At 43.7% G+C, this 17,188-nt stretch carries 13 protein-coding genes; 12 read left to right on the forward strand and 1 reads right to left on the reverse strand.

Translation table 11 applies throughout. The features are described from left to right. Positions 1-531: 531 nt before the first annotated feature. The 12 genes from cdhA to MSBRW_RS04260 all read left to right on the forward strand — a co-directional run bounded on the left by cdhA (position 532) and on the right by MSBRW_RS04260 (position 15,572). Positions 532-2,952 (forward strand): CO dehydrogenase/acetyl-CoA synthase complex subunit alpha, encoded by a 2,421-nt coding sequence (gene cdhA, locus MSBRW_RS04205; protein WP_011305243.1) that lies wholly within the window; start codon positions 532-534, stop codon positions 2,950-2,952. Positions 2,953-2,957: 5 nt separating this feature from the next. After that, positions 2,958-3,470 carry a CO dehydrogenase/acetyl-CoA synthase complex subunit epsilon gene (cdhB, locus tag MSBRW_RS04210; protein ID WP_011305242.1) on the forward strand — a complete coding sequence of 171 codons (513 nt, stop codon included), beginning with the start codon at positions 2,958-2,960 and terminating at the stop codon, positions 3,468-3,470. Positions 3,471-3,494: 24 nt separating this feature from the next. After that, complete coding sequence (cdhC, locus tag MSBRW_RS04215; protein ID WP_011305241.1) at positions 3,495-4,910, forward strand: CO dehydrogenase/CO-methylating acetyl-CoA synthase complex subunit beta; 1,416 nt, start codon at positions 3,495-3,497, stop codon at positions 4,908-4,910. Between the two features lie 60 nt (positions 4,911-4,970). Continuing rightward, positions 4,971-5,732 (forward strand): ATP-binding protein, encoded by a 762-nt coding sequence (locus tag MSBRW_RS04220; protein WP_011305240.1) that lies wholly within the window; start codon positions 4,971-4,973, stop codon positions 5,730-5,732. 257 nt (positions 5,733-5,989) lie between these two features. Continuing rightward, complete coding sequence (cdhD, locus tag MSBRW_RS04225) at positions 5,990-7,312, forward strand: CO dehydrogenase/acetyl-CoA synthase subunit delta (protein WP_011305239.1); 1,323 nt, start codon at positions 5,990-5,992, stop codon at positions 7,310-7,312. A 3-nt stretch (positions 7,313-7,315) separates the two neighbouring features. Continuing rightward, complete coding sequence (gene acsC, locus MSBRW_RS04230; protein WP_011305238.1) at positions 7,316-8,725, forward strand: acetyl-CoA decarbonylase/synthase complex subunit gamma; 1,410 nt, start codon at positions 7,316-7,318, stop codon at positions 8,723-8,725. 516 nt (positions 8,726-9,241) lie between these two features. Then, positions 9,242-10,306, forward strand: coding sequence for a 60S ribosomal export protein NMD3 (locus tag MSBRW_RS04235; protein ID WP_011305237.1), 1,065 nt, complete (start codon positions 9,242-9,244; stop codon positions 10,304-10,306). Beyond that, the gene (locus MSBRW_RS04240; RefSeq protein ID WP_230669949.1) at positions 10,303-11,502 is read left to right on the forward strand and encodes an ATP-grasp domain-containing protein; all 1,200 of its coding nucleotides are present in this window, start codon (positions 10,303-10,305) and stop codon (positions 11,500-11,502) included. Before MSBRW_RS04235 ends, MSBRW_RS04240 begins: the two co-directional genes overlap by 4 nt. Before the next feature lie 137 nt (positions 11,503-11,639). Then, a complete protein-coding gene (locus tag MSBRW_RS04245) occupies positions 11,640-12,134 on the forward strand; it encodes a transcription factor (RefSeq protein ID WP_011305235.1) in 495 nt (164 codons plus the stop codon). 10 nt (positions 12,135-12,144) lie between these two features. Next, positions 12,145-12,657, forward strand: a complete 513-nt coding sequence (locus MSBRW_RS04250) for an HD domain-containing protein (protein ID WP_011305234.1) — start codon at positions 12,145-12,147, stop codon at positions 12,655-12,657. Between the two features lie 257 nt (positions 12,658-12,914). Continuing rightward, on the forward strand, positions 12,915-13,550 hold the full coding sequence (psmB, locus tag MSBRW_RS04255) for an archaeal proteasome endopeptidase complex subunit beta (protein WP_011305233.1): 636 nt from the start codon (positions 12,915-12,917) through the stop codon (positions 13,548-13,550). Between the two features lie 108 nt (positions 13,551-13,658). After that, positions 13,659-15,572: a beta-CASP ribonuclease aCPSF1 gene (locus MSBRW_RS04260; RefSeq protein ID WP_011305232.1), complete on the forward strand. Its 1,914-nt coding sequence runs from the start codon at positions 13,659-13,661 to the stop codon at positions 15,570-15,572. 46 nt (positions 15,573-15,618) lie between these two features. Here the strand turns inward: MSBRW_RS04260 and MSBRW_RS04265 are convergent, their stop codons facing one another. Beyond that, on the reverse strand, positions 15,619-16,281 hold the full coding sequence (locus tag MSBRW_RS04265) for an HAD family hydrolase (RefSeq protein ID WP_011305231.1): 663 nt from the start codon (positions 16,279-16,281) through the stop codon (positions 15,619-15,621). Positions 16,282-17,188: the final 907 nt, after the last annotated feature.

Here is a 17,188-nt window from a genome sequence, read left to right on the forward strand (position 1 = left end):
TTTTTACTGAAAAACCCACATCTACAGGCACTAATCTCTTTTTTGTACCTATAATTACAATAAACTTGTAAAGTCAACTGATTTTGAACATTCCCACTTTACCCATCTCGAAATGCGTGTTACAAATTAGAAAATATTATATAGATTTGGTACGTTAAGACATTTAATTAGTGTTTATTATCCATCGGTAGCGACCTCTGCTTAGGATTAAGGTCTCAATCGTTGGCAAAAACGGTTTTTTTGAGACAAAGGGCGTAAAAATGGCTTTGAAGTGTGAATAAGCCCTAAAAACGACTTTTATATGGAAATATTTCCTCTAAAAACGACTTTAGCTGGAAAAACGCTGGTAAAATATTTGTTATTTGAAAAAAAGTGGTGAATAGTGTTTTACCAGATGCGTATTTACTTACACGGTTGTAACTTTAAGCAGACGGCAAGGAGTGTTTGGTAATTACAAATATGCCGAAGAATTAAAAATTGCAATCGTCTTGATGAAGTCGACTTTATACAAATTTAGGAGGTAAAGCTCAAATGAGCAAACTAACTACCGGGAGTTTTTCTATAGAAGATCTGGAATCCGTTCAGATCACTATTAACAATATTGTAGGGGCAGCAAAGGAGGCTGCTGAAGAAAAAGCAAAGGAGCTCGTTAACGCAGGTCCCACACTTTTTGCAGGACTTGAGTCTTATAGGGATGACTGGAACTTCAAACTGCTTGACCGTTACGAGCCTGTTATCACCCCTATGTGTGACCAGTGCTGCTACTGTACCTATGGACCCTGTGATCTCTCAGGGAACAAAAGAGGTGCTTGTGGTATTGACATGCTTGGTCACAATGGGAGAGAATTCTTCCTCCGCGTGATTACAGGTACTGCCTGCCATGCAGCTCACGGCCGCCACCTGCTCGACCATTTGATAGAAACCTTTGGAGAAGACTTACCCCTCAACCTTGGGCAGTCCAACGTGCTTACCCCAAACATTACAATCAGTACCGGGCTTAGCCCGAAAACCCTTGGTGAAGTTAAACCGGCAATGGAATATGTTGAAGAACAATTAACCCAGTTACTTGCAACAGTTCACGCCGGCCAGGAATCCGCAGAGATTGATTATGACTCCAAAGCCCTCTTCAGTGGTAGCCTTGACCATGTAGGCATGGAAATTTCCGATATTGTACAGGTTACAGCCTATGATTTCCCGAGAGCTGACCCAGAGGCTCCCTTAATCGAAATAGGAATGGGAACAATTGACAAGTCCAAGCCTTTCCTCTGTGTTATTGGACACAATGTCGCCGGCGTCACCTATATGATGGACTACATGGAAGATCACGACCTGACCGACAAGATGGAGATCGCTGGGCTCTGCTGTACTGCAATAGACCTTACAAGGTACAAGGAAGCCGATAGAAGACCCCCATATGCAAAGGTCATCGGTTCAATGTCCAAGGAGTTAAAGGTAATCCGTTCTGGAATGCCAGATGTCATTGTTGTAGACGAACAATGTGTTCGTGGTGATATTGTACCTGAAGCTCAGAAACTCATGATTCCGGTAATTGCATCAAATCCCAAGATCATGTACGGGCTTCCGAACAGAACAGATGCCGACGTTGATGAGACCATTGAAGAACTTAGATCCGGAAAGATTCCAGGCTGTGTAATGCTTGACTATGACAAGCTTGGAGAAATCTGCATCAGGCTCACGATGGAAATGGCTCCGATCCGCGATGCTTCCGGTATCACTGCAATTCCAACAGATGAAGAATTCACAAACTGGGTTATGAAATGTGCAGATTGTGGAGCCTGCATGATTGCGTGCCCAGAAGAACTGGATATCCCCGAAGCTATGGGATTTGCAAAGGAAGGAGATTACTCATATTTAGATATATTACACGACCAGTGTATCGGTTGTCGCCGCTGCGAACAGGTCTGTAAGAAGGAAATACCAATTCTCAACATAATCGAAAAGGCAGCCCAGAAACAGATTTCTGAAGAGAAAGGCTTGATGAGAGCTGGCAGAGGCCAGGTGTCTGACGCTGAAATCCGTGCAGAAGGTCTTAACCTGGTTATGGGTACCACACCGGGTATTATTGCAATTATCGGATGCCCGAACTATCCAGAAGGTACCAAGGACGTTTACTACATCGCAGAGGAGTTCCTGAAAAGAAACTTTATCGTAGTGACGACAGGCTGCGGAGCAATGGACATTGGTATGTTCAAGGATGAGGATGGTAAGACTCTCTATGAGAGGTTCCCAGGAGGATTTGAGTGTGGGGGACTTGCCAACATCGGATCTTGTGTCTCTAACGCTCACATCACCGGTGCAGCCGAGAAGGTCGCAGCTATTTTTGCCCAGAGAACTCTTGAAGGCAACCTCGCCGAAATTGGAGACTACGTCCTGAATCGTGTAGGTGCCTGCGGACTCGCCTGGGGTGCATTCTCTCAGAAGGCGTCTTCAATCGGTACCGGATGTAATATTCTTGGTATCCCTGCAGTACTCGGTCCTCATTCCTCTAAATATAGGAGAGCTCTTATTGCCAAGAACTATGAAGAGGACAAGTGGAAAGTTTACGATGCAAGGAATGGACAAGAAATGGCGATTCCTCCAGCACCAGAATTCCTCCTGACTACAGCAGAAACCTGGCAGGAAGCAATTCCGATGATGGCAAAGGCATGCATCCGTCCATCAGATAACAATATGGGCAGATCCATAAAGCTGACCCACTGGATGGAACTCCACAAAAAGTACCTCGGATCGAAACCAGAAGACTGGTGGAAGTTCGTCAGGAATGAAGCTGACCTCCCACTGGCTACCCGTGAGGCGCTCCTCAAGGAGCTTGAAAAAGAACATGGCTGGGAAATTGACTGGAAGAGGAAGAAAGTCATCTCCGGTCCAAAGATCAAGTTCGATGTCTCGGCACAGCCTACTAACCTCAAGAGACTTTGCAAGGAGGCCTGAGTTAAATGGTTGATACTACCAAGAACACAAAGCTCTTTACCAGCTATGGAGTGAGTACCTCAAGAACTGTATCTCCTGAAATGGCTGCAAAGCTTATCTCAAAAGCAAAGAGGCCGCTCCTTATGGTAGGAACCCTGACTCTTGAGCCAGAGATCCTTGACCGTGTAGTAAAAATTTCAAAGGCTGCAAATATCCCTATTGCTGCAACCGGGAGTTCTATGGCAAGTCTTGTTGATAAAGATGTAGATGCAAAGTATATCAACGCACATATGCTCGGCTTCTACCTGACCGATCCGAAGTGGCCCGGTCTTGACGGAAACGGAAACTACGACATGGTCATAGCCATAGGGTTCAAGAAGTACTACATCAACCAGGTACTGTCCGCAGCAAAGAACTTCAGTAACTTGAAAACAATTGCGATTGAACGAGGTTACATCCAGAACGCAACAATGTCCTTCGGGAACCTGAGTAAGGCAGATTATTATGCTGCTCTGGATGAACTTATTAACGCATTATAACTTTGATTTAGGAGGCAAAATATAATGGCAGAATTCCCATTTGAGATTTCCCCAATGTTTGAGGGAGAAAGAGTACGAAAGGATGGAATGTTTGTTGAACTCGGTGGTCCAAAGTCCATGGGTCTGGAACTTGTCCGTGCAAAAGATCTTGACGAGATCGAAGATGACAAGGTTACAATTGTTGGTCCTGATCTCAAAGAAATGGAAGAGGGTAAAACCTACCCCTGGGCAATGATTTTCAACATCGGTGGAGAACTTGTTGAAGCTGACCTTGAGTCTGTCGTTGAAAGGCGTGTCCACGACTTCGTTAACTACTGCCAGGGCATTATGCACCTGAACCAGAGGTACGATGTCTGGATGAGAGTTTCCAAGGATACAGCTGCAAAAATGGATTCCTTTGATTCCTTCGGCAAAGCTGTCATGATGCTTTTCAAGACCGAGCTTCCCTTTATTGAGAAGATGCAGGTTACCTTCTACACCGACGAGGCTGAAGTCGAAAAACAACTGGAAGAAGCAAAGGAAATCTTCAAGATAAGAGACGCCAGGACAAAGGACCTCCACGATGAGGATGTCGATGTCTTCTATGGATGTACTCTCTGTCAGGCTTTTGCTCCCACCAACGTCTGTGTTGTTTCTCCAGACAGAATCTCCCTCTGCGGTGCAATCAACTGGTTCGACGGCCGCGCAGCCGCAAAAGTAGACCCAGAAGGTCCGCAGTTCGCAATTGAAAAGGGTGAACTTATCAATGCCGATACCGGTGAATACTCCGGTGTCAATGAGATTGCCAAGAAACTTTCCAGTGGTGAATATGACAAGATCAACCTCCACTCCTTCTTCGAATACCCGCACACTTCTTGTGGCTGCTTTGAAGTAGTCGGATTCTATATCCCTGAGGTTGACGGTATCGGCTGGGTTAACAGAGAATACCAGGGAATGGCACCCAATGGTCTTGGCTTCTCAACAATGGCTGGTCAGACAGGTGGCGGAAAGCAGGTCGTAGGTTTCCTCGGTATTGGTGTCAACTACTTCTATTCTCCAAAGTTTATCCAGTCTGACGGTGGCTGGAACAGAGTTGTCTGGCTCCCTGCTATGCTCAAGGAGAAGATTGCCGAAACCATTCCTGAAGACATTAAAGACAAGATCGCAACTGAGAACGATGCAACTGATATCGAGTCTCTGAAGGCTTTCCTGCAGGAGAAGAACCACCCGGTCGTTGCTAACTGGGCATCTGAGGAAGAAGAGGAAGAAGAAGAGGAAGAGGAAGAAGAGGAAGCAGCTGTTTCAGCAGCTCCAATGATGATGCCATCTGCCGGCTTCCAGATGCCTGCAATGGCTTCCATGCCAATGATGCCTGCTGGTAAAGCTGGTGGAATAAAGATCACCTTCAAGAATGCAAAGATCTCCATTGACAAAATGATCGTCAGCGAGAAGAAGGAATAAATGTAGTTGGGCGACGATAGGTAATCGCCTAATACGAAAAACAATCCAACGGGGTATTCTGTGACACAAGTAATTGCAATAACGGGAAAAGGTGGGACTGGTAAAACAGCGGTAGCGGCTCTTTTGATCCGCTCCCTTTCCAAGAAAGGAAAGTTTCTACTGGCAGTTGATGCAGATGCAGACACTAACCTTCCTGAAACTCTTGGCTGTGAGAATGTAAAAACAATCGGAGATGCAAAGGAGTATTTACAGGCTGAGATAACCAAGCCAAAGCCTGACCATCCCGACATGAATAAAGAGGCGGTGCTTAAAAGCAAGATTTATGAGATCATCGAAGAAATGCCTGGTTATGACCTCCTGGTTATGGGCCGGCCCGAAGGGTCAGGTTGTTACTGTTATGTAAACAACCTTCTTCGGGGCATCATGGATAAACTGATCATTAATTATGATGTGGTTGTCATTGATGCAGAAGCTGGTCTTGAGCATTTCAGCCGGAAGATTATCCGAGACATAGATGACCTAATTGTCGTAACAGACGCTTCTCGAAGGGGATTCCGGACTGCAGAGAGAATTCATGAACTTGTGGATGAACTCGACTCAAACATTGGTAGAATTCACGTTATTGCAAACAAGGTTACAGATGCTAACCGCGAAAAGCTTGTCAAACTGGCAGAGGATCTTAAACTTAATATGATAGGTATGATCCCACTCGACCCAAAAATTGAGGAAATGGATATAAAAGGCATACCTCTCTTTCAAATCTCGGATGACTCGGTTGCTGCAGTAGAAATCGAAAATATCGTAAAAAAACTGGGATTCTAATCCCGGTTTTTTTAGAGCTATGTATTGTAGAAAACCGTGCAGGAAATAAGATACAGATACCTTTAAAATGCAGGTCCCCTGCCCGTTTTAAAAATTTGAAACAATATTTAAAATCATATAAAGTAATGGAGCAGAGTTTACTTCTGCCCCAATTTTTCTTTCCATATAGGGAAGAATCTGGAAGTAAAATCTGTATTATTTCTTATTTATATAGTCACTCATCAAAACGGAATATTTACGGAAAAGGTGAGGTTTACATGGCAAAGAAAGTTAAGTTATCAGATATGACAGACATGTTCAAGGACATGGAGATATTAGCCCTTGAAGGTGTAACCATTGAAGGGGACATTGAGCTTGATCTTAGTGGACTCGGAGGTGGCTTTGACCCGATGCTTGCTGCTCTCCTTGGGCAGGAGAATGCAGTACTTGCACAGCACTTCGCAAGACTTGCTAGCATGTTTGGTGTCCCTGTAGGTTTTGGTGCCGCTGGTGCTCCTGCCGCTGCTCCTGAAATTTCTCCTGCTCTTGCAGCCCCGAAACTTAAGGATCTCATTCCTGCCAAATTCGATGTTGCAAACATTTCAGAATGGGCAAGCCAGATTCAGGAAGTCCCAATAGGCAACACCTCTGCCGACGGCGGCAGCCGTGGCAAGAGGGTCATGCTCGGTGGCGAGAAAGCTCTTCCTTTCTTCCCTGACGCCCCAATGCCCAACAGGAACCAGGTTACCATTGATGTATTCGATATGAGAATTGGTCTTGCAAAAGCTGTCAAGGTGAACTATGATGAAGTAATGGACAGCCCTGGAGAATGGGCAAAGAAGAATGTTGAGAAGTTCAACGCCGACATGATTACAATCCACCTGATCTCAACAGACCCACTGATTAAGGATACACCTGCAAAGGAAGCAGCCAAGACTGTAGAAGAAGTACTGCAGGCTGTTGATGTTCCAATCGCAATCGGCGGTTCAGGTAACCCACAGAAAGACCCCGAGGTTCTTGCAAAAGCTGCCGAAGTTGCCGAAGGCGAGCGCTGCCTCATTGCATCTGCCAGCCTGAACCTCGACTATGCCAAGATTGCGGAAGCTGCATTAAAGTATGACCACGATGTTCTGTCCTGGACCCAGCTTGATATGAACTCACAGAAAGAACTTAACAGGAAGCTCATGAAGCAGTGCAACGTTCCAAGAGACAGGATCATCATGGACCCAACCACTGCCGCCCTCGGTTATGGTCTCGACTATGCCTACACCAACATGGAGCGTATCCGCCTTGCCGCCCTTATGGGTGACGATGAACTGACTTTCCCAATGTCTTCTGGTACCACTAACGCCTGGGGTGCCCGTGAGTCCTGGATGGTTAGCTCCCCACTGAAGGAAGATTCTGACTGGGGTCCCAGAGAGTACAGAGGTCCTATCTGGGAAATCATTACAGGTCTGTCCCTTGCCATTGCAGGAAACGACCTCTTCATGATGATGCACCCAACATCAGTTGCTGTCCTGAAGCAGATTACCCAGACATTATTTGGTTCAATGGAGGCAGAGCCTGTTGACATTGCTAACTGGATCGGAGCGGAGGTGTAAAACATGAAGATAAACAGCCCATTAGAAGCTTACAAATACCTCCCGCAGACCAACTGTGGAGAATGTGGTGAAGCAACCTGTATGGCATTTGCTTCCAAGCTGATAGACAGGTCCGGAAAGACAGCAGACTGCTCACCTTTGATGAAAGAGAAGAAGTTTGCAAAGAAGCTTGCAGAACTTGACAGGCTCCTTGCACCTGAGATTCGTGAAATTGAAATCGGAGTGGGTGACAGAGCAGTCAAGATCGGTGGTGACGATGTTCTTTACCGTCACAAATTGACCTTCTTCAACAAAACGAAGATGTTCTTCGATGTTACTGACACAATGGAAGAAGCTGCCCTTGTTGAAAGAGTAAAGAATATTGCTAACTTCCGTAAGTTCTATGTCGGTCGCAACCTGCTCCTTGACGGTGTGGCAATCAGGTCCGTATCAAACGATCCTGCAAAGTTCGCAGCCGCTGTTAAGAAAGTTGCAGAAGTTGGCATGCCAATGATCTTCTGTTCCTTTAACCCTGCAGTTCTTAAAGCAGGACTTGAAGCCGCAAAGGATGCAAACCCACTGCTCTACGCTGCAAACAAGGACAATTGGAAGGAAGTAGGCGAACTAGCCCTTGAATACAATGTGCCTGTCGTTGTTTCAGCTATAAATGACCTTGATGGCCTTAAGACTCTTGCAAAAACCTTTGCAGAGGCAGGTATTAAGGACATTGTCCTTGACCCCGGAACTTATCCAACTGGTAAAAGCATGAAGGAATCCTTTACCAACTTCCTGAAGATCAGGAGAGCAGGTATTATGGGAGATACCGAGATCGCATATCCGATCATGGCTCTGCCGTTTACTGCCTGGATGGCTGGAATTTCCGACCCTGTCAGCGCCTCATACTGGGAAACTGCAATGGCTGCCGTATTTACTATCAGGTACGGTGACATTATGATTCTCCACAGTATGGAGCCATATGCCACGCTGCCTGAAGTCCACCTGGCCGAGACAATCTACACTGACCCAAGGACTCCTGTAGCTGTGGACTCAAAGATGTACAAGGTAGGAAACCCAACAGCGGACTCACCTGTGCTCTTCACCACAAACTTCGCTCTGACTTACTATACAGTAGAGAGCGACCTTTCCTCAAACGACATCGACTGCTATCTGCTTGCAGTTGACACCGATGGTATTGGTGTGGAAGCCTCTGTTGCCGGTGGGCAGCTGACTGCTGACAAAGTAAAGGATGCCTTTGATAAATCAGGCTTTGACCTTAAGAAGGATGTTACCCATAACAGTGTAATCATTCCTGGTCTGGCTGCACGTCTACAGGGCGACCTTGAGGACAAACTGGGCGCAAATATTCTTGTGGGCCCAATGGACTCCGGAAGGCTGCCTGGCTTTATGGAGAAGAACTGGCCTCCAAAGAAATAATCAGAAAATAAAGTTGAATATTAATATTCCGTGTCATAAAGACACGGAACTTTCTTTTTTTAAAAATCGTTGAAATTATATTTTTGTTACTTTTCTAGTGAACTTCATACTAAGGTAGCTTTTAGCTTTCAGAAAAACGAGCCTATGTAACTTAATTTCTAATATTTTCTGATACTTTTAAACTCAAGAAATATTTATATAAGACAAACACTAATTTAATAGACATCTAAAATATAATTTTTAAATCGAGTTATAATCAAGTCATAACTTAGTTACATTATAAAGAATATGTACTCTTTGCTAATTTTGCACTCTAATAATTGGGGGAGCCTGAATACTAAAAGGAAATTAGCAAATCCAGCTATTTTTAAATAGCATGAGTAAGCTTAACAGGTCAATTGCTTAAATATACTGCAGAAATTTTCCTTCCTGATATTTTAAAAATTACTCTTCCAGGAAGGATATTGTTCAAGAATATTGTTACTATTCCAAGAAGATTATAAGTAAGGATTGCAGATGAATTTTATCACATGCCCGAGATGCGGTAGAGAATGCTACAGGCTCTTTGACTCAGTTTGCAAGGACTGCTTTTTTGAGACTTTCAAGCTGATTGAATTGCCCAATGTACTCCATGTAAGGATATGTTCAGCTTGCGGAGCACACTTTCATAGAGGCCGGTGGGAAGATGTTGGTAATATTGAAGATGTGGTGCTAAAAGCTGTAGAAGATGCCCTTTTTATCCACAACGAAGCCGGAGATGTGGAAGTCTACCTTGAACCCAGAGAGATTACGCCTTATATGTATATGGTAAGAGCTGAAGTCGATGCAGTGGTCAGAGAAGAGCCGGTGCACGCAGAAGCTGAGACTGAGGTAAGGATTCAGCGAACAGCTTGCGATATGTGCAGCAGGGAGTCAGGAGGATATTTTGAAGCGATTATTCAGATCAGGGCAGCAGGCAGGTTTCCTACAGAAGATGAGATAAAACGCTCTATGGCTATTGCCAGAGAATCCATGGAAAGCATGAGAAAAAAGGGTGACCGACTTGCGTTTATAAGTGAAGAAGTGGAGCAAAAGGGAGGAATAGACTTTTACATGGGTTCCATGAATGCCAGCAGGCAGATATGTAGGCTAATCACCTCAGAACTTGGAGGTAACTTTTCTGAATCTCCTACCCTTGTAGGAATGAAAGATGGAAAGAATCTTTACAGGATTACTTTTGCTGTACGTCTTCCCGAATTCGGGCCAGGAGATGTGATAAGGTTCAGAGGAAAGATTATTCAGATTAAGAGTTCCGGAAAAAAGGTTAACGGGACTTCCCTTGAGGACGGCTCAAGATTTATCTCAACCCCTGAAGAATTAAAAGGAGCAGAGAAAATAGGCAACATGGGAGATACGGTTTTAACAGTGCTGGTCTCAATCGAAGACAACGCAATTCTGGTGCTCGACCCTGAAACGTATGAGACTGTTGCCATAAAGAAACCTGTGTCGTTCAATGCAGAAGCAGGAAGTGATATTCCTGTCCTGAAAACCCCTTATGGGATCTTTGCACTGGCGCATTCTGAGATTCCGCAGGCGAAATGAATGGTCCAGAAAGAGGAAACATGCAGAATATCCTTGTAATCGGATTTGATACCCGAAATATTGTCTGCTCTGCAAGTCGTGCTGGCTATACGGTCTGCTCTATAGATGCTTTCTGTGATCTTGACCTTCGGGAATGCGCTTATGCATCAGCATTTCTCGAGTGCAGAACCATACAGGAACTGCACCAGCTCGAAGCTTCCCGGATAAAGGCTCATATGGCTGAGTTTGGACTTGAGTTTGATGCCCTTGTTCCGGGTTCGGGACTGGAAATGCTTGACCATAATGATTTCCCTTGTCCCGTACTTGCCAGCAGTCCGGATGCCATGCAGAAGGCCTCAGATAAACTTTATCTCTCAGAAAAGCTTGAAGACCTTGGAATCCCTCATCCACGCTGCTATTCCCCGGAAGAACTGGATGCAATAGAATATCCAGTTATGATTAAGCCATCTTCAGGCGGAGGAGGAATTTTCAACCGAATTGCCAGGAGCAGACAGGAGCTTTTAGCCATCCTTGAGGAATTACACGGGCTTAATCCGGAGCTTACGGAAGAAACCATTGTTATTCAGGAGTTTCTGGAAGGAACACCTTCAAGTGTTTCCCTGCTTTCTACAAAGAACGAAGCTCTGTCAGTGGCTGTTAACGAACAGCTTATAGGAATACCCTGGCTTTCGCGGTTGCCCTTTGCTTATTGCGGGAATATAACTCCTTTCAGGACCAATCAAGCCGAGGAAATGGAAGCTCTTGCTGAAGAATTGGTTCTTGAGTTCAAGCTTCTGGGCTCAAACGGAGTGGATTTCCTGGCTTCAAAAAAAGGGCCTGTAGTACTTGAAATAAACCCGAGGTTTCAGGGAAGTCTTGATACTATCGAGAAGGCGATGAATATTAACCTTTTTGAGGCCCATGCTGGCTGCTTTAGAGGAGAACTTCCTGAAAAACCCGAAGCTAAAGGTTTTGCTGCAAGAGGGGTGATATACTCAGATCGAGAACTTTTTATAGATCGAAAGCTCATGGAGCTCATTCTGAGGAACAAAGGCGCTGACATTCCTTCTCAGGGGACCGTTATAGAGCCTGATGGACCTCTTACTTCCCTTTTTGCGTGTACCTCTACCAGGGAAGAGGCATTTATATCGCTTGAAAAAGGGGTAAACAGGATAAGGGTTTTTATTGAAAACCAGATGAAAAGAGAGGATACCTGAGATTTGCCGAGAATATGTGAAAATTAAAAGTTAAGAATGTTCAATTTTTTCTGGCTAAGAAATATTTCCGGAAAAGGGGAATGTAAATTTTAATACTGGTATGTCCAATTCATACTGGCATTTGCGAGGTGAACATATTGGTCGATTTAAATGACAAGGTAATTAGAGGATACCTCCTGAGCCTTGTAGGGGAAGACGGGCTACAAATGATTGAAAAAATGCCTGAAGGCGAGGTTACGGATGAAGAAATTGCGGCAAAGACCGAGGTTCTGTTGAACACCGTGAGGAGAACTCTCTTCATATTAAACGAAAACAAATTTGCGATATGTCGTAGGGAGAGAGATTCAAACAGTGGGTGGTTAACATACCTCTGGCGCCTGGATTTTTCTGACATAGAGCACCAGCTTATGAAGGAAAAGAAAAAATTGCTCCGCAACCTGAAGACCCGCCTTGAGTTCGAAGAAAATAATGTTTTCTATATGTGCCCTCAGGGTTGTGTTCGCCTTCTTTTTGACGAAGCTACAGAAACCGAGTTTCTTTGTCCCATGTGTGGAGAAGACCTGGTCTTCTACGACAACTCCCATTTTATTGATGTCCTGAGAAAGCGTGTAGATGCTCTCAGTTCAGCGTAAGTGATCTCCCTTGATTACCAGAACCGAAGCAATAAAACTGCTTGAGGAAAGCGGATGTGCCCCAAATGTGATAGAACACTGTAAGGAAGTCGCATCACTCGCAGTTGAAATTGCAAATAAAGCAAAAGCAGCAGGGCATAACGTAAACCCGGAACTGGTAGAAGTCGGGGCTCTTCTTCACGATTTAGGGAGGTGTAAAACACATAAAATCGCTCATGCAGTAGAAGGGTACAGGCTAGCCAGGATCGAGGGAATCGAGCCCGAGATTTCCGAAATAATAAAAAGACATATCGGGGCAGGAATCTCAACAGAAGAGGCAAGGAGTTTAGGGCTTCCGGAGGACGATTATTTTCCACGAAGCCTTGAGGAAAAAATAGTTGCCCATGCCGATAACCTTGTTAAGGGAACGAGAAGAATTACTGTAGCTAAGAGAATTGAGCTCATGCGTAAGCAAGAGGTACCCGAAAATGTGATTCAGAGAATAAATAAGCTTGCTGAAGAGGTCGAGAGACTTTTTCTTTAAATTTTGGATTTTTCGAGATATCGGGAGTTTTGAATCTCCTGTAAACGAAAAGAAATAAAATTATTTTGCCAAATCTTCCTTCGAATTTAAATATAGACGCTTTCAATAAAAAAGAGAAGGAAAACTTATATATAGCGATATTAATAATGAGATAATGAAGTGCTAAATCCTGCTATTTAAGTTAAAAATACTTACCTCACTAAAACATTTTTTTTAGCGACATTTTCTCATTTTTAACTTATTATGAGGGTATGTTTATGGATAATGACAAATATCTAAAGGGCACAACTACCGTAGGAGTAGTTTGTACCGATGGTATCGTGCTCGCAAGTGAACAGAGAGCCACAATGGGGAATTTCATAGCAAGTAAAACTGCAAAGAAGGTTTACCAGATCGACGACCTTGTAGCAATGACTACTGCCGGTTCGGTAGGGGATGCCCAGCAGCTTGTGCGGCTCGTAAATGTGGAATCACAGCTCTATAAGATGCGTAGAAACGAGTCGATGACAATAAAAGGTATTGCGACTTTAATGTCAAACTTCTTAAATTCCAACCGTTACTATCCCATGATGGTCCAGCTCCTTATAGGGGGAGTTGACAAAAATGGGCCTGGGATTTACTCACTTGACGCTCTTGGTGGAAGTATCGAAGAGACACGAATTTCGGCTACAGGTTCCGGTTCTCCCATGGCATATGGGGTGCTTGAAGACCAGTACAGAGAAGATATGACTGTAAAAGAAGGCCTTGACCTTGCTATCCGGGCGATCCACAATGCGACTAAAAGGGATTCAGCGTCAGGAGAGAACATTGATGTAGTGGTGATTACTAAAGAGGCGTTCAGGAGGCTGGACCCTGAAGAAGTAAAATCCATAAGAGCTTCATTACCTAAATAACTTAAACTGTTGGTTTTTATTTTAACACTAAACTAACATCTTTTTCAACCTATCGTTTTTCCAATATCTATATACTTTTCCATTTTTTGACAAAAAGGAAGATTCTTGATGCCTATTGAAGATGTGCTATTAGACCTCAAACATAAAATTGAGAAAAATCTACCCGCGGGAGTTACAATCACCGACGTGGAATTTGAAGGTCCTCAGCTTGTTCTATATACTGAAGAGCCCCGCAAATTCGCGGACGACGGGAACATTATTCGCAACCTCGCAAAAGAACTCAGAACGCGGATTGCCATGCGCCCTGATCCCAGGGTACTTGCAACTGCTGAAGACTCTATTTCTATAATCGAAGAAGTTGTTCCAAAAGAATCCGTAATCTCAAGCTATTATTTTGACCCAGATTCCGGAGAAGTAATTATTGAAGCTGAAAAGCCTGGTCTTGTGATAGGAAAGCACGGAGCAACCCTCCGTGAGATCACAAAGCAGATTGGCTGGATTCCAAAGGTTGTGCGGACTCCCCCTATCAAATCCCGTACAGTAAAGAATGTAAGGGAATTTATGAGAAACAACCTCAAGGAAAGAAAAGAGATTCTTAAATCAGTGGGGAGGAAGATTCACAAAGAGTGTACCTCTAAAGATCAGTGGGTAAGGGTTACATCACTTGGGGGCTGCAAAGAAGTGGGGAGGAGTTGTTTCCTGCTCTCTACTCCTGAGTCCCGAATCCTGATCGACTGCGGAGTCAATGTAGGTTCGGACGAAAACATGACTCCTTACCTGTATGTTCCTGAAGTTTTTCCGTTAAACCAGATCGATGCCGTGATAGTTACTCACGCCCACCTGGATCATCAGGGGCTTGTTCCTTTGCTTTTCAAATTCGGATATGAAGGGCCTGTCTACTGTACGCCCCCTACGCGGGATTTGATGGTGCTGCTCCAGCTTGACTACATCGACGTGGCAGCAAAAGAAGGGAAAAAGATTCCCTATGAGTCAGGCATGGTAGCAAAGACTCTCAAACACACAATTCCGCTGGACTACGAGGAAGTAACGGATATCGCTCCTGATATCAAACTGACTTTCCATAATGCAGGCCATATTCTGGGGTCAGCTATTTCTCATTTCCATATTGGAGACGGGCTCCATAATGTCGTCTTTACGGGAGACTACAAATATGAGAAGACGCGGCTTTTTGATCCTGCTGTCAATAAGTTTCCGAGAGTCGAAACTGTTGTCAGTGAAGCTACTTATGGAAATTCCAATGCTTTCCAGCCCTCACTTAAGGACGCCGAAAGGCACCTGCAGATGGTAGTTAAGAACACTGTGGAAAGGGGAGGAATTTGTATCATCCCGGCTTTTGCAGTAGGTCGAAGCCAGGAAGTTATGATAGTGCTTGAAGAATCTATAAGAAAAGGGCTGATTCCTGAAGTTCCGGTCTATCTGGACGGAATGATCTGGGAAGCAACGGCAATTCATGCTACACATCCCGAGTACCTGAATAATGATCTGAGGAAACTGATCTTCCAGAAAGGCCAGAACCCCTTCCTGTCCGAATGCTTCAAGCCTGTTGATTCCCACGACATGCGCCAGAAGATAATTCAGAACCCTCACCCCTGTGTAATCATCTCGACATCAGGCATGATGAACGGAGGGCCGGTTATGGAGTATTTCAAGGCCTTTGCCGACGAACCACGCAATTCTCTGGTGTTTGTAGGGTACCAGGCCGATGGAACAATCGGACGTAGAATCCAGAAAGGATGGAAAGAAATTCCGATGACAGGAAAGGGTGGAAGCACTGAAATCCTGAAGTTAAACATGGAAGTTCAGGTAGTTGACGGTTTCTCAGGTCACTCCGATAGGAGACAGCTTATGGATTACATCAAGAGGATGCAGCCTCGTCCGGAAAGAGTATTTACTGAGCATGGGGACGAAAAAGCTTGTGTTGACCTGGCAAGTTCAATTTATAAGAAACTGAAAATTGAAACCAGGGCGCTTACAAACCTTGAAACCGTAAGGTTACTGTGACCCCATCCGGGGCCCAATTCTTTTTTGAAGAAGTACCTGGATTTTTTCATACCTTGAACCCATGAGATGGCTCAAGGCTTAGAAGGTGTTGCATTAGCTGTTCGTGATCTCCTACCACAAGATCTGCCCTGTCAAGCTGTGAAGGTTTCAGATATGTGGGAATCCCTATACAGTAGATTTTGGCTTTTTTTGCAGCTTCTACACCCAGAATAGCGTTTTCTATTACTATGCATTCTTCCCGCTGCACATTCAGGAGTTTAACGGCTTTAAGAAAAGGATCGGGATATGGCTTTGAATTTTTAACATCGTCTCCTGTAACCACAATATCGAATATGCCGGGGAAAAGCTGGTCAACGATTTCGTGAACAATAAGATGGTCAGAGCCCGAGACTACTGATAGCAGGAAACGCGTTTTAAGGACTTCTAGACACTCTCTCATTCCGTCGAAGGCTTTCAGCTTAAAGACTCGTTTGAACTCCTTCCTGTAGATTGAAGTGATAGTTTCAAAATCATATGCTTCTGGTTCTTTTCTGGCTTTTCGGATAAGCAAAGGAAGGCCATTTTTGGGATTTGAACCTTCGATTGAATAAATATCCTGGTCCTGGATTTCCATACCCATATCAAAGAAAGCCTTTTTCCAGGCTACTGCATGGAAGGGCATGGAGTCCACAAGAACGCCATCCATATCGAAAATTAATGCCTTTAACACAGTTCTGACTCCAAAATTAAAGCTTAGTATTGAAATTAAGGTACTAGTGTTGAGTCGATCATCAAGAATTCAATGATTCCGAATAATTGCAATCGATTTTATACGATATTTTGTGGTTGACTCGACACTGGGGAGATAAGGTAGCTAAGATTCCTTGAAATTAAGGTAAAAACGGCTTTGAAGTCTTAAAGTTTTCCCGGAAAATCTCCGGCGGAACCATAGTTTTAAATTGCTTCTTATATTTTTAAACTCACGTTATACGTTAAATGACTGTTTTATAAATATGTTAGGTTTATCACGATTTCAAATCGCCTATTAAAGTTTTAAAGCGTTTCTTATGACTTTATAATACATTTTCTATGAATTTTACAAGTTTCTTTTGTATTAACAGATCTTATGAATTTAACATGTTATATTGATTTTTCTTATTGATTTGGTATTTTTTTTCGGATTTTGTCACGTTATTACTTTTTAATGTGCCTTCTTATCTGTACTTTCCAAAACATGCATACTGAAGAAATTAATTTGAAGCTTTCTACGCAAACAAAATTTGGGAAAGTATCTGAGGTTAATTGCCTGGGAACTATATCTAGAAACAGTTACATTAATTTAAAAAACATTAATTCAAAAAATTAAGCAAGAGCCTCTAAATTCCAGAGCAATACCGAAACAGTTTTTAAGAGGGGAATTCTAGTTAAAAGTAATAATATAAACAGTTTGATTTAATTTCAAGACTCTCGTAGAAAGTTTTATCAAGAAAGTTTTATCAAAAACGAATCTCACTACAGTGTTAGCTTCTGAGGGCAAGCATGGCATAAAATGAATAAAAAATAGAAGATATGAAAATTGCCCTGACTTGGATGATCAGGAGAACTTTGCTGAGAAAAATAAAACTTCCAATAAAAAG

The organism is Methanosarcina barkeri str. Wiesmoor, from assembly GCF_000969985.1.
Classification (GTDB): Archaea; Halobacteriota; Methanosarcinia; order Methanosarcinales; family Methanosarcinaceae; genus Methanosarcina; species Methanosarcina barkeri_B.